The organism is Streptomyces sp. SBT349 (assembly GCF_001083795.1).
Taxonomy (GTDB): Bacteria; Actinomycetota; Actinomycetes; order Streptomycetales; family Streptomycetaceae; genus Streptomyces.
Genome location: NZ_LAVK01000006.1, coordinates 25921 through 39151 on the forward strand (window position 1 = coordinate 25921; position 13231 = coordinate 39151).

Annotated in this window: 12 protein-coding genes; 1 reads left to right on the plus strand and 11 read right to left on the minus strand. The window is 73.6% G+C overall.

Annotated features, from left to right (window positions below):
* Window positions 1–128: 128 nt before the first annotated feature.
* The 10 genes from aroQ to ADY01_RS01630 form a co-directional block, all read right to left on the minus strand.
* Window positions 129–569 carry a type II 3-dehydroquinate dehydratase gene (gene aroQ, locus ADY01_RS01585; RefSeq protein ID WP_049564428.1) on the minus strand — a complete coding sequence of 147 codons (441 nt, stop codon included), beginning with the start codon at window positions 567–569 and terminating at the stop codon, window positions 129–131.
* Window positions 566–1681, minus strand: coding sequence for a 3-dehydroquinate synthase (aroB, locus tag ADY01_RS01590; RefSeq protein ID WP_049564431.1), 1116 nt, complete (start codon window positions 1679–1681; stop codon window positions 566–568). Before aroB ends, aroQ begins: the two co-directional genes overlap by 4 nt.
* Window positions 1678–2208, minus strand: coding sequence for a shikimate kinase (locus tag ADY01_RS01595; protein ID WP_049564433.1), 531 nt, complete (start codon window positions 2206–2208; stop codon window positions 1678–1680). The genes aroB and ADY01_RS01595 overlap by 4 nt, the downstream gene beginning before the upstream one ends.
* Entirely contained in the window at window positions 2205–3389 is a 1185-nt protein-coding gene (aroC, locus tag ADY01_RS01600; RefSeq protein WP_049564435.1) for a chorismate synthase, read from the minus strand. Before aroC ends, ADY01_RS01595 begins: the two co-directional genes overlap by 4 nt.
* A gap of 120 nt (window positions 3390–3509) precedes the next feature.
* Window positions 3510–4346 (minus strand): shikimate dehydrogenase, encoded by an 837-nt coding sequence (locus tag ADY01_RS01605; protein WP_049564437.1) that lies wholly within the window; start codon window positions 4344–4346, stop codon window positions 3510–3512.
* Window positions 4346–6115 (minus strand): endolytic transglycosylase MltG, encoded by a 1770-nt coding sequence (gene mltG / locus ADY01_RS01610; protein ID WP_049564439.1) that lies wholly within the window; start codon window positions 6113–6115, stop codon window positions 4346–4348. The genes ADY01_RS01605 and mltG overlap by 1 nt, the downstream gene beginning before the upstream one ends.
* An 85-nt stretch (window positions 6116–6200) precedes the next feature.
* Window positions 6201–6665 (minus strand): Holliday junction resolvase RuvX, encoded by a 465-nt coding sequence (gene ruvX, locus ADY01_RS01615; protein ID WP_049564441.1) that lies wholly within the window; start codon window positions 6663–6665, stop codon window positions 6201–6203.
* Window positions 6665–9334, minus strand: a complete 2670-nt coding sequence (gene alaS / locus ADY01_RS01620) for an alanine--tRNA ligase (protein WP_049564443.1) — start codon at window positions 9332–9334, stop codon at window positions 6665–6667. Before alaS ends, ruvX begins: the two co-directional genes overlap by 1 nt.
* Window positions 9321–9707: a DUF6167 family protein gene (locus tag ADY01_RS01625; RefSeq protein ID WP_049564445.1), complete on the minus strand. Its 387-nt coding sequence runs from the start codon at window positions 9705–9707 to the stop codon at window positions 9321–9323. Before ADY01_RS01625 ends, alaS begins: the two co-directional genes overlap by 14 nt.
* Before the next feature lie 7 nt (window positions 9708–9714).
* Entirely contained in the window at window positions 9715–10137 is a 423-nt protein-coding gene (locus ADY01_RS01630) for a DUF948 domain-containing protein (protein ID WP_049564447.1), read from the minus strand.
* Window positions 10138–10345: 208 nt separating this feature from the next.
* Here ADY01_RS01630 and ADY01_RS01635 point away from each other — a divergent pair, with 208 nt between their 5' ends.
* The gene (locus ADY01_RS01635; protein ID WP_049564449.1) at window positions 10346–12607 is read left to right on the plus strand and encodes an ATP-binding protein; all 2262 of its coding nucleotides are present in this window, start codon (window positions 10346–10348) and stop codon (window positions 12605–12607) included.
* Here the strand turns inward: ADY01_RS01635 and rpsD are convergent.
* On the minus strand, window positions 12595–13206 hold the full coding sequence (rpsD, locus tag ADY01_RS01640) for a 30S ribosomal protein S4 (protein WP_049564451.1): 612 nt from the start codon (window positions 13204–13206) through the stop codon (window positions 12595–12597). The two genes, ADY01_RS01635 and rpsD, sit on opposite strands and share 13 nt — an antisense overlap.
* Between the last annotated feature and the right edge of the window lie 25 nt (window positions 13207–13231).

The window sequence follows — 13231 nt, forward strand, 5'->3', positions numbered from 1 at the left end:
CTCCCCATGTCCGTCATCTCAGCGCACGGCGCTCACGCTCGTGCATCCCTTCGGGCCTGACACACGGTACCGTTCGGCCCTTTCCTTGTCGTGAACGCATGGGAAGCACGCGGAGTGCCGGGCCGCCCTCAGTCGCCCAGCTCGTCCGCCACCGCCCGCATGGCCAGCAGATACGAGCCGATGCCGAAGCCCGCGACGGTGCCGCTGGCCACCGAGGCGATCACCGAGGTGTGACGGAACTCCTCCCGCCGGTACGGGTTGGAGATGTGGACCTCGATCAGGGGCGCGGTCCGCTGGGCCGCCGCGTCGCGCAGCCCGTAGGAGTAGTGGGTGAACGCGCCGGGGTTGAGCACCACCGGGATCGAGCCGTCCGCGGCCTCGTGCAGCCAGCGGATCAGCTCGCCCTCGTCGTTGGTCTCGCGGACCTCGGCGTCGAGGCCGAGCTCCTCGCCCAGCGCGGTGCACCGCTCCACGAGCCCGGCGTAGGAGGTGGAGCCGTAGACGTCCGGCTCGCGGGAGCCGAGGCGGCCGAGGTTGGGCCCGTTGAGCACCAGGACGCGGCGGCTCACGCGGCGATCTCCGCGTGCGCGGCGAGCAGCATCGCCGGGTCGGGGCCCTCCAGCACCGACGGCCTGGCCAGCCCGTCCAGGACGATGAAACGCAGCCGGTTGCCCCGCGACTTCTTGTCCACGCGCATGGTCTCCAGCAGCTTCGGCCATGCCGCGCCCCGGTAGGTCACCGGCAGGCCGACGGAGGCGAGCACGGCGCGGTGCCGGTCGGCGGTGGCGTCGTCGAGGCGGCCGGCGATCCTGCCGAGCTCGGCGGCGAAGACCATGCCCACGGCCACGGCGGCGCCGTGGCGCCATGAGTACCGCTCGTTCTTCTCGATGGCGTGGGCCAGCGTGTGGCCGTAGTTGAGGATCTCCCGGGGGCCCGACTCCCTGAGGTCGCCGGACACCACGTCGGCCTTGACCCGGATGGCGCGTTCCAGCAGCTCCGCGGTGCCCGGCCCGTCGGGGCGGCGCGCCGCCCCGGGATCGGCCTCGATCAGCTCCAGGATCGCGGGGTCGGCGATGAATCCGGCCTTGATGACCTCGGCCAGGCCCGAGACGTAGTCGTGGACCGGGAGGGAGTCGAGCGCCGCGAGGTCGCACAGCACTCCGGCGGGGGGGTGGAAGGCACCCACCAGGTTCTTGCCCTCGGCCGTGTTGATGCCGGTCTTGCCGCCCACCGCGGCGTCGACCATGCCCAGCACGGTGGTGGGCACGGCGATCCAGCGCACGCCGCGCAGCCAGCTGGCCGCCACGAAGCCCGAGACGTCCGTGGTGGCGCCGCCGCCCACGGCGACGACGACGTCGGTGCGGGTGAACCCGGACCGGCCGAGCGCCGTCCAGCAGTAGGCGGCGACCTCGGCGGTCTTGGCCTCCTCCGCGTTGGGAAGCTGGACGGCGATGGTCTCGTACCCCTGGTCGGCCAGGTCCTGGCGCACCACCTCGCCGGTCCCGGCCAGGGCCTCGGGGTGGAGCACGGCGACGCGCGTGGCGTCCGCGCCGATGAGGCCCGGCAGCTCGCCGAGCAGCCGACGGCCGATCAGGACGTCGTAGGGGGCGGTCCCCGCGCTCCCGCCGACCGTGACCCTGGTCGGGGTGGCCCGGGGGCTCTCCTGCGGTGGGGTGGTCATGCGGTCGTGAGCTCCAATGCGTCGAGGACGGCCTGGACGACCTCGTCGGGCGTGAGCCCGGCGGTCTGGACCTCCGCGCGGGCGACCTCCGTGTACAGGGGCCGGCGCTGTTCCATCAGCAGGCGCCACTGCTGCCGGGGGTTGATCGCGAGCAGCGGGCGGGCCGTGTCGAGGCCGACGCGGCGCACGGCCTCGCCGTGGGCGACATCGAGGAAGACCACCGGCAGCCCGGCCAGCAGGGCGCGGGTGGCGGGGTCCATGACGGCGCCGCCGCCGAGCGAGAGCACGCCGTCGTGCTCGGCCACCGCGGCGCGGACGGCGGCGGCCTCCCACGCGCGGAAGCACTGCTCACCGTCCTCCACGAAGATCTCCGCGATGGGCTTGCCCGCGGCGCGCTCCACGTCGGCGTCGGTGTCCCGCAGGGCACGGCCGAGGCGCTCGGCCAGCAGCGCGCCGACGGTCGACTTGCCCGACCCGGGCGGACCGACCAGCACCGCGGCGGGCCTGGAGGCGGGGGCGGCGCTCATCGGATCTCCAGGTGGTCCAGGAAGCCGGTCACATTGCGGCGGGTCTCGGTCACGTTGTCCCCTCCGAACTTCTCCGCCACGGCGTCCGCGAGGACCAGGGCGACCATGGCCTCCGCGACGATCCCGGCGGCCGGGACGGCGCAGACGTCGGAGCGCTGGTGGTGGGCGCGCGTCGCCTCACCGGTGGCCACGTCCACGGTGGCCAGGGCGCGCGGCACGGTGGCGATGGGCTTCATCGCCGCGCGGACGCGCAGCGGCTCCCCGGTGGACAGGCCGCCCTCGGTGCCGCCCGAGCGGCCCGAGGCACGGCGGAGGCCCTCGGGCCCCGGCACGATCTCGTCGTGGGCCCGCGACCCCGGGACCCTGGCGAGGCCGAAGCCGTCGCCGAGCTCGACGCCCTTGATGGCCTGGATGCCCATCAGCGCGCCCGCGAGACGGGCGTCGAGACGGCGGTCCCAGTGGACATGGGAGCCGAGCCCCACCGGAACGCCGTAGGCCAGCACCTCCACCACGCCGCCGAGGGTGTCGCCGTCCTTGTGCGCCTGGTCGATGACGGCCACCATCGCCTTGCTCGCGTCCGGGTCCAGGCAGCGCACCGGGTCGGCGTCGAGCCGCGCGGTGTCCTCGGGGCGCGGCAGCACCCCGGCCGGGGCCGCCGCGCCGCCGAGCTCGGCCACGTGGGAGACCAGCTCGATCCCGGCGGTCTCCCTCAGGTAGGAGCGGGCGACGGCGCCCAGGGCGACGCGGGCCGCGGTCTCGCGCGCCGAGGCGCGCTCCAGGATGGGCCTGGCGTCGTTCACGCTGTACTTCTGCATGCCGGCGAGGTCCGCGTGGCCGGGGCGCGGCCGGGTCAGCGGGGCGTTCCTCGCGAGGTCGGCGAGGACCTCCTCGGGCACCGGGTCGGCCGCCATGACCTGCTCCCACTTGGGCCACTCCGTGTTGCCCACCATGATCGCCACCGGCGACCCCAGGGTGAGCCCGTGCCGGACGCCGCCGAGGAAGGTGACCTCGTCGCGCTCGAACTTCATCCGGGCCCCGCGGCCGTGGCCGAGCCGCCGTCGCGCCAGGGCGTCCGCCACCATGTCGGTGGTGACCGGGACCCCCGCGGGAAGCCCCTCCAGGGTCGCCACGAGGGCCGGTCCGTGCGACTCTCCCGCCGTCAGCCAGCGCAGCCTGCTCAACGGTGCTCCTTAGGAATTCTCTCGACCGTGCGGTGTCTCACCGCCGATCCTGCCACGTCCGCCAGGGCCGCCCCGACGCCGTCTGAGTCGCGAGACGCCGGGGGCGTGCGGCGGGAGCGCTCAGCGCCCGGCGAGGGCGGCGCGGCCCGCCGCGCGCATCTCGCGCACCGGCGCGGGCACGATGCCGGTCATGGCCTCGACCTGGAGAACGGCCTGGTGCACCAGCAGGTCGAGACCGCCGATGACATGGCCGCGGCGGAGCGTCCAGGCGCCCGCCAGCTTGGTCGGCCAGGGGTCGTAGAGGACGTCGAAGAGCACCCCGGGGGACTCCGGCACGGACCCGGCCAGGCCGTCGGTGGCCCCGGCCGGGGTGGTGGCGATCACCAGGGGCTCGCCGAGCCCCTCCCCGGCCCGGGACCAGTCGGCGATCGCGACCTCCACGCCGAGCCGTTCGCCCCAGCGCCGCATCTCCGCGGCGCGCTCCTCGCTCCTGACGTACGCGGTGACCGGTCCGGTGCAGACCTCGCCGAGCGCGGCCACGGCAGAGGCGGCGGTGGCACCCGCGCCGAGGACGGCGGCGCCGGCCACATGGGTGACGCCGCGCTCGCGCAGGGCCCGGACCATGCCGGGGACGTCCGTGTTGTCGCCGTAGCGCCTGCCGTCGTCGCCGAAGACCACGGTGTTGGCCGCCTCCACCGAGGCGGCGGTGTCGCTGAGCTCGTCGAGGAGCGGGAGCACGGCGCGCTTGAGCGGCATCGTCAGCGAGAGACCGGCCCAGTCCGGGCCGAGGCCCTCGATGAAGCCGGGCAGCGCGTCCTCGTTCACCTCGAAACAGCCGTACTCCCAGGAGTCGAGCCCGAGCGCCCGGTAGGCGGCCCGGTGGAGGACGGGCGAGAGGGAGTGGGCGATCGGCGAGCCGAGGACCGCGGCGTGCCGGTCGACGGGCGCGTCCGGCATCAGCCCTCCCCCCCTTCGGCCTGGGCCTCGTTGAAGTCCTCGACGTTCTGGTCGTGTTCGGAGACGCTGTCCGTGAACCGGGTGTCGCCGGGGCGGACGGTGACGAAGTACAGCCAGTTCCCCTCGGTGGGGTTCAGCGCGGCCTCCAGCGCCTGGTGGCCCGGGTTGTCGATCGGCCCCGGCGGCAGGCCGTCCACCTCGTAGGTGTTGTAGGGCGAGTCGACCTCGATGTCCTCCAGGGAGACGTCCAGGGTGGAGCGCCCCAGCGCGTAGTTCACGGTCGAGTCGAACTGCAACATCATCGGCTCGTCCAGCCGGTTGTAGATGACGCGGGAGACCTTGCCGAACTCCTCGTCCTCCTGGGCCTCGGCCTGGATCAGCGAGGCGATGATCAGGACCTCGCGCGGCGCGTAGCCGATCGCCTCCGCCTGGCCCTCCAGGTCGATGTCCTCGAACTCCTGCACGGCGCGCTCCACCATGCGCGCCAGCAGGTCCTCGGGGGTGGTCTCCTCGCCGACGTCGTAGCGGGCGGGGAAGAGGAAGCCCTCAGGGTCGCCCTCGGCCCAGTCCGGCAGCCCGAGGTCGGCCGAGCCCGCGACCTCCTCGGTCGCGCCCTCCTCAAGGCCCAACTGCTCGTCGATCATGGCGTAGATGTCGGTGGCCCGGCGTCCCTCGGGGACGGTGAGCGCGTTCGCGGCGGACGCCTCGGGGTCGAGCAGCATCGCGACGGCCGAGTCGGCGGACATCTCCTCGCGCAGGGTGTAGATGCCGGCCTGGATGAGCTGGCCGTCCTCCCCCGCGGCGTCCACGAACGCGTCGTGGCTCTTGACGACGCCCGCCTCCCTGAGGATGTTGCCGATCGCGGAGACGGAGGAGCCCTCGGGGATCTCGATCTGCACCTCGCCGGCGCCCTCGCCCGCGAAGTCGGGAGCGGCGCCGAAACGATCCTGGTAGAAGCCGTATCCGTAGTAGGCGACGCCGCCGAGGCCGCCCGCGACGACCAGCGCGATGGCCACGCAGCCGCAGCCGAGGCGTCGCTTCTTGGGGCGGTCGCCCCGGCGGCCGGCGCGCTGGGGGGTGTCGCGGTCGGCGCCGTCCTCGTCGTCGTCGCGGGTGAAGAAGTCCCGCTCGCCCTGGTCGGGCCCGGGATCCCAGCCGGTCTCGGGGTCGGCGCCCGGCTCCTGGTAACGAGCCGCGGGGACGGTGGGCCCCCCGGGCTGCTGCCGCTGCCGCGCCTCCTGCGGCATGCCCTGCCGCGGGGGCGGCTGCTGGTGCTGAGGCTGCTGAGGCTGCTGCGGGTGCTGCGGGTGCTGCTGACCCTGCGGCGGGTACTGCTGTTGCTGTTGTTGTTGCTGGTACTGCCGTTGCTGCTGTTGCTGTTGCTGTTGGGCGTACATCTCGTGGGTGCCGTACGGCTGCTGGAACTCCCCCGTGCCGTAGGGCCCGCCTTGCTGGGGCTGCTGTTGCTGCTGGGGCTGCTGCGGGTGCTGCTCGTACTGATGCGCCTGCGGGGGCTGCTGCTGCTGCGGGTACTGGCCTGTGGCGTAGTAGGGGTCGGCCGTGTCCCAGCCGCCCTGCTCGTTCTGCTGCCCGGGCCAGTACTGCTGCTGCGGGTACTGCTGCTGCTCCCCGTACCCCTCCTGCCAGCCGGCGCTCTGCGCGTGCTGGGCACCCGTGCCGTCGTACCCGCCCGACCAGTTCTGCTCTCCGTAGAGCGGGTCGTCGGGGTGCCACGGTTCGGAGCCGGGACCCCGGCCATACTCAGTCATCGAACCCCTTGTGACGCAAGGCGGCAGCCGTTTTCCCCCGAGTCCGCAACACTGCCCTGTCGCGCGGAACGTTACCGTATCGCGATCAGACAACCACTTCGACGCACTGCCCCGGCGGACGGCCCGAGGACCGTTCCGTTTCCAGGGCACTTTGCAGGATCACGACGGCCGCCGCCTGGTCGATCCGGGACCGCCCCTTCTTCTCCTTGACGCCGGACGCGCGCATGGACCGCGTCGCGCTGACCGTGCTCATCCGCTCGTCGACCAGCCGCACCGGCACGGGCGCGAGACGGCGGGCGGTGTCCTCGGCGAACGCCCGCACGCGCGCCGCGGCCGGGCCCTCGCCGCCGTGGAGCGAGCGCGGCAGGCCGACCACGACCTCGATCGGCTCGTACTCCGCGACCAGTTGGGCCAGCCGCCGCTGGGCGGCCGGCACATCACGCCCGGGAACGGTCTCCACCGGGGTGGCGAGGAGGCCGTCGGGGTCGCAGCTCGCGACCCCGATCCTCGCCTCCCCCACGTCCACGCCGAGGCGCCTGCCGCGTCGCATCAGGCGATGCCCGCGACCTGGCGCTCGATGGCGGCCAGCGCGGCGTCGATGGCCAACGGGTCCTGGCCGCCGCCCTGGGCCACGTCCGGCTTGCCGCCCCCGCCGCCGCCCAGCGTCTTGGCGGCGGTGCGCACGAGGTCACCGGCCTTGAGACCGCGCTCCCTCGCGGCCTCGTTGGTGGCCACGACGGTGAGCGGGCGCCCCTTCAGGACGGTGAACAGGGCCACCACGGCGGCCCGGTCGCCCGTGATCCGGCCGCGTACGTCCAGCACCAGGCGGCGCAGGTCGTCCGCGGTGGTGCCGTCCGGCACCCGGCCGGTGGCCAGCGCGACGCCCCTGATGTCGCGGGCGGTCTCGGCCAGAGGGCCCGCGGCCTGGAGGACCTTCTCGGCGCGGAACCGCTCGATCTCCTTCTCGGCGTCCTTCAGCCGGGTCAGCACGCCCGAGATCCGTTCGGGCAGCTCTTCCGGGCGGCCCTTGACCAGCTCGGTGAGCTGGGCGACCACGGCGTGCTCGCGGGCGAGGAAACGGTAGGCGTCGGTGCCCACCAGGGCCTCGACCCGGCGCACACCCGAGCCGATGGAGGACTCGCCGAGCAGCTTGACCAGGCCGAGCTGGGCGGTGTTGTGGACATGGGTGCCGCCGCACAGCTCCTTGGAGTAGTCGCCGATGGTGACGACCCGCACCCGGTCCCCGTACTTCTCGCCGAACTCGGCGATGGCGCCCTGCTTCCTGGCCTCGTCCATCGACATCACCTCGGCGGTGACGTCGAGCTCGCGGGCCAGCACCTCGTTGATCTTCTGCTCCACGTCGCCGAGCACCGAGCCGGGAACGGCGGCGGGCGAGCCGAAGTCGAAGCGGAAGCGGCCGGGGGAGTTCTCCGAGCCGGCCTGCGCGGCGGTCGGGCCCAGGGCGTCGCGCAGCGCCTGGTGGGTGAGGTGGGTGGCGCTGTGGGCGCGGGCGATGGCCCGGCGGCGCTGGATGTCGATGAGGCAGTGGGCGGCGGCGCCCACGGTCACCTCGCCGACCTGGACCTCGCCCTTGTGCACGAGGACGCCCGGCACCGGCTGCTGGACGTCGCGGACCTCGACCACGGCCCCCGACTCCAGGCGGATCCGGCCGGTGTCGGCGAGCTGGCCGCCGCCCTCGGCGTAGAACGGGGTGCGGTCGAGCACCACTTCGACCTCGTCGCCCTCGTGGGCGGCGGGCGCGGAGACGCCGTCGACCAGCAGCCCGACCACGGAGGACTCGGCGGCGGTCTCCGTGTAGCCGACGAACCGGGAGGGTCCGGCGGCGTCGGCCACGGCCCGGTAGGCGGAGAGGTCCGCGTGGCCCTGCTTCTTGGCGCGGGCGTCGGCCTTGGCGCGGTCCCGCTGCTCCGTCATCAGGCGCCTGAACCCGGTCTCGTCCACGGACAGGCCCTGCTCGGCGGCCATCTCCAGGGTGAGGTCGATCGGGATGCCCCAGGTGTCGTGGAGCAGGAACGCCTTGTCGCCCGGCAGCACCGTGCCGCCGGCGGCCCGGGTCTCGGTGACGGCGCCGTCCAGGATGTTGGTGCCGGCCTTGAGGGTCTTCAGGAACGCCGACTCCTCGGCCAGGGCGACCGTTTCGATGCGGCGGCGGTCGGTCAGCAGCTCCGCGTACTGCTTGCCCATGGCGGCCAGGACCACGTCGGCCAGCTCGGCGACGACCGGGCCCGTGGCGCCGAGCAGGCGCATGGTGCGGACGGCCCGGCGCATGATGCGGCGCAGCACGTAGCCGCGGCCCTCGTTGCCCGGGGTGACGCCGTCGCCGATGAGCATGATCGAGGTGCGCATGTGATCGGCCACCACGCGCAGGGAGACGTCCGTGTCCTCGGACTCGCCGTAGCGCACGCCGGTCAGCTCGCCGGCCTTGTCGATGACCACCCGCAGGGTGTCCGTCTCGTACATGTTCTGGACGCCCTGGAGGATCATCGCCAGGCGTTCGAGGCCGAGACCGGTGTCGATGTTCCTGGCGGGGAGGTCGCCGAGGATGGGGAAGTCGTCCTTGCCCTCCCCCGGGCCCCGCTCGTACTGCATGAAGACCAGGTTCCAGATCTCCACGTATCGCTCTTCGTTGACGGCGGGGCCGCCCTCGGGGCCGAACTCGGGGCCGCGGTCGTAGTTGATCTCCGAGCAGGGACCGCAGGGGCCCGGGACGCCCATCGACCAGAAGTTGGGGCCCATGCCCAGCCGCTGGATGCGCTCGGCCGGAACGCCGATGTCCTCGCGCCAGATCCGCTCGGCCTCGTCGTCCTGCTCGTAGACGGTGATCCACAGCCGCTCGGGTTCCAGGCCGTAGCCGCCGTCGGCGACGGAGGTGGTCAGCAGCTCCCAGGCGTACCTGATCGCGCCTTCCTTGAAGTAGTCGCCGAACGAGAAGTTGCCGCACATCTGGAAGAACGTGCCGTGCCGGGTGGTCTTGCCGACCTCCTCGATGTCCGGGGTGCGCACGCACTTCTGCACGCTGGCGGCACGCGGGTGCGGCGGACGGGCCTCGCCGAGGAAGTAGGGCTTGAACGGGACCATGCCGGCGGGGACCAGCAGCAGCGTGGGGTCGTCCGCGATCAGCGACGCCGAGGGCACGACGAGGTGCCCGCGCTCCTCGAAGAAGCTCAGCCAGCGGCGGCAGATTTCAGCCGACTCCATCAGTGGTCCTCTTTTCCGGTCGTTCGGGTCGGGGGGGCCGGGCGGATCGTTCCGCACGGCGGCGTGGTGTCGGGGGCGCGGGGATCTCGGCCGCGGACGGCTCGGCCGCGGACGGCTCGGCCGCGGGTGCCTCGGGCGCGGGTGCCTCGGGCGCGATGCCCAGGGCGTCGTTGAGCTCGTTCTCCCGCTGGGCCATGCCGGACCTGACGTCGAGCGCGAAGTCGCGCACCCGGAGCCCGGCCGAGGCGGCGTGGCCCGCCGCCCGGACGGCGAGGCTGTCGGGCGCGAGGCCGCGCAGGGTGCGCTGGACCTTGGTGGTGGCCCAGACGCCTGCGGCTGCGCCGGTGGTGAACCAGAACGCGCGGCGGAACATGGGCTGATCAGTCCTTTCCGGTCGGGTGGCGCCTCGGGGCGGGGAGCGTCCTGGCCGCGGCGGGCGGCGGCTCGGCGGGCCCCGCGCCACGGCGGCGCAGGGCGCGGCGCACGCCGTAGCCGAACGCGGCGACCTTCACGAGCGGCCCGCCGAACGTGGAGGCGACGGTGGCGGAGAGCGCGGAGGCGTTGGAGGCGACGTCCTGGACGTCGGTGGCGATCGTCTCCACCCGGTCGAGCTGGGCCTGCGCCGAACGCACGGTCTGCGACGCCTCCCCCAGCAGCGGGACGGCCCGCTCGGTCACGCTGGTCACCAGCTCGGTCGCGGCTCTGAGCGCCTGCGCCAGCCGGACCAGCGCCACGGCGAGGAAGGAGACCAGGATCGCCCAGAAGACGGCCACCAGGAGGCCGGCCACTTCACCACCGGACACGAACGCACCGCTTCCCTCGGACGGGTTCTTTCGCACAGCTTGGGGGTCGGCCGCCGCTCACCGGCCCTGATGGCCCCTCCGCGGGCGGCGGCAGGTCCCGACCCTATCGCGCCGGGCACCCGCGCCAGTACCGCATTCTTCCCCTCCTGCCAAGGGCCACTGGCCACAATTGTACGTTCTGCATACCTCCGAGTACGCTGCGTGTCTCATGCGAGGCTTTCAGGGGTCCGAGCCTGAAGCTCGGGAGACGGCGAGGTTCGGTCGCAGGCCGGGCAACCTCCCGGCTGAGCTCACCAGGTTCATCGGCCGTCATGCCGAAGTGGGGACGTTGACACGGCAGTTGACGACCTCACGGCTGGTCACGGTGACCGGCGTCGGCGGCGTGGGCAAGTCGCGGTGCGCGGTGCAGGCCGCCCGCCAGCTCCAGGAGCGCTTCTCCGACGGGGTGTGGCTGGTGGAGCTGGCCACGGTGCGGGATCCGGAGCTCCTGGACCACGCCGTGGTGGAAGCGCTGGCGCTGACCGACCACACGGGCCGCCCGCCCCGCACGGTGCTGACGGACCGCCTGGCCGACCGCAGGCTGCTGCTCGTCCTCGACGGGTTCGAGCACCTGGTCGAGCCCTCCGCCGCGCTGGTGCTCGACCTGCTGCGCCGCGCCCCCGGGCTCAGGGTCCTGGCCACCGGGCGCTGCCCGCTGGGCGTGGCCGGGGAGCGGCTCTACCCGCTGCCCCCGCTGTCCGCGCCGACGCCGGGCTCGGGCGAGGCGAGCGAGCTGGCGCCGCTCAGCGAGGCGGCCTGGCTGTTCGCCGACCGGGCCGCGGCCGTGCTGCCGGGGTTCGCCGTCACCGAGGAGAACCACAAGGTGGTGGCCGAGCTGTGCCACCGGCTCGACGGCATCCCGCTCGCCCTGGAGCTGGCCGCCGGGCGGCTGCGGACGCTCTCGCTCGACCAGACGCTGCACCGCCTCGACGACCGGTTCCGGCTGCTGGTCGGGGGCCACCGCGGGGCGCCGCCGCACCATCACACGCTGCGCACCGCCATCGGCTGGAGCCACGAGCTGTGCACGCCCGCGCAGCGGCTGCTGTGGGCGCGGCTGTCGGTCTTCGCGCGCCACTTCGACCTGGAGGCGGCCGAGTACGTGTGCTCCGGGCCCGACCTGCCCGCGGAGGAGGTGCTGGACGTGCTGACCGAACTGGTGGCGCAGTCCGTGCTGACCCGGGAGGACGCCGCCTCCGGCGTGCGGTACCGGATGCTGGACACCCTGCGGGCGTACGGCGCCGACTGGCTGGCGGCGACCGGGGACACCGACCGGCTGCGGCGTCGGCACCGGGACTGGTGCACGGGACTGGTGACCTGGTGCGAGCTGGAGTGGTTCAGCCCGCGCCAGGCGGAGGTGGCGCGGCGCATCGACGACGAGATGCCGAATCTGCGGGCCGCGCTCGAGTTCGCCCTGAACGACGACGAGGAGGGCCGCCTCGGGCTCTATCTGGCGGGCACCCTGTGGTTCTGCTGGATCGGCTGCGGACGGCTGGGCGAGGGGCAGCACTGGCTGCGGCGGGCGCTGCTGCGGGAGACCGACCACGAGGAGATCCGGCTCAAGGCGCTGTGGGTGATCGGCTATGTCGCCGTGCTCCAGGGGGACACCGTGGGGGCGCTGACCGCGCTGCACGAGTGCCAGGAGGGCGCGGAGCGCACGGGGAACGCACGGGCCGCCGCCTACAGCAACCACCGCCGGGGGTGCCTGGCGCTGATCAGCGACGAGATGCAGCGGGCCGAGAGGCTGCTGCGCGCGGCGCTCGACGGGTTCAGGGAGGTGGGGGAGCTCAACAGCGAGGTGCTGATCTGCCAGGCCCAGCTCGCCATGGCCATCGCGTTCCAGGGGGACTTGGCGGGCGCGGTGGCGCTGTGCGAGGAGACGCGCCGGGCGTGCGACGAGCACGGCGAGCGGTGGGCGCGCTCCTATGCGCTGTATGTCCTCGGGTTCGCCGCCTGGAGCCGGGGCGACCTGGCCGAGGCGAGGGAGCTGTTCGAGGCGTCCCTGCCCAACACCCACGCGTTCCAGGACCTGGTGGGCACGGTGCTGGCGCTGGAGCTGCTGGCGGGGATCACCGCGAGCGAGGGCGATCCGGCGGAGGCCGCGGTGATCCAGGGGGCGGCGGCGCGCGTGTGGCGCTCGGTGGGGATGCAGCTCTTCGGCTCGGAGTACTTCAACGCGCCCCACATCCACTGCGAGCGCCATCTGCGGCGCCGTCTGGGGCAGACCCGCTTCCGGGAGTGTTTCCGGGAGGGGGAGCGCCTGGACACGGACGCGGCGGTGGCGCGGGCGCTGCGCCGCCGGGAGGACGGCCTGCCACGCCAGATCACCGCCAGGGCGCTGCCGTCCGGCCGGGAGGGGGAACGGCCGGCGTTGCCCCCCGCCCCCCGCGGAGACGGCGGGGAGCGGCCGACAGCCGGCGGTCAGCGGGCGTAGAACTCCACGACCAGCTGCTCGTCGCACAGGACGGGGACCTCGGAGCGGTTGGGGTCGCGGTCCAGGCGGAAGGCGAGGGCCTCCAGGTTGACCTGGAGGTAGCGCGGCGCGTCGCCCTCCCCCGACCAGCCACCCTCGCGGGCCACCAGGAAGGGGTGCTTGGCGCGGCTGCGCTCCCTGACCGAGACCACGTCCTCCGGGCGCACCCGGTAGGAGGGCTTGTCCACCTTGCGGTCGTTGACGGCGATGTGGCCGTGCACCACCATCTGGCGCGCCTGGTAGATGGTGCGGGCCAGGCCGGAGCGGAGCACCAGCGCGTCGAGCCGCCGCTCCAGCTCGATGATCAGCGCCTCGCCGGTCTTGCCCGAGACCTTGCGGGCGCGCTCGTAGGCGCGGACCATCTGCCGTTCGCTGATGTCGTACTGGGCGCGCAGGCGCTGCTTCTCCAGCAGACGGACCTTGTAGTCGCTGTTCTGCTTCCGGCCGCGCCCGTGCTCCCCCGGCGGGTAGGGGCGCTTCTCGAAGTACTTGACCGCCTTCGGGGTGAGGGCGATGCCGAGCGCGCGGGACTTCTTGACCTTGGGGCGCGACTGGTTCACGGGGAGCGGACCTCCATGCGTGTCA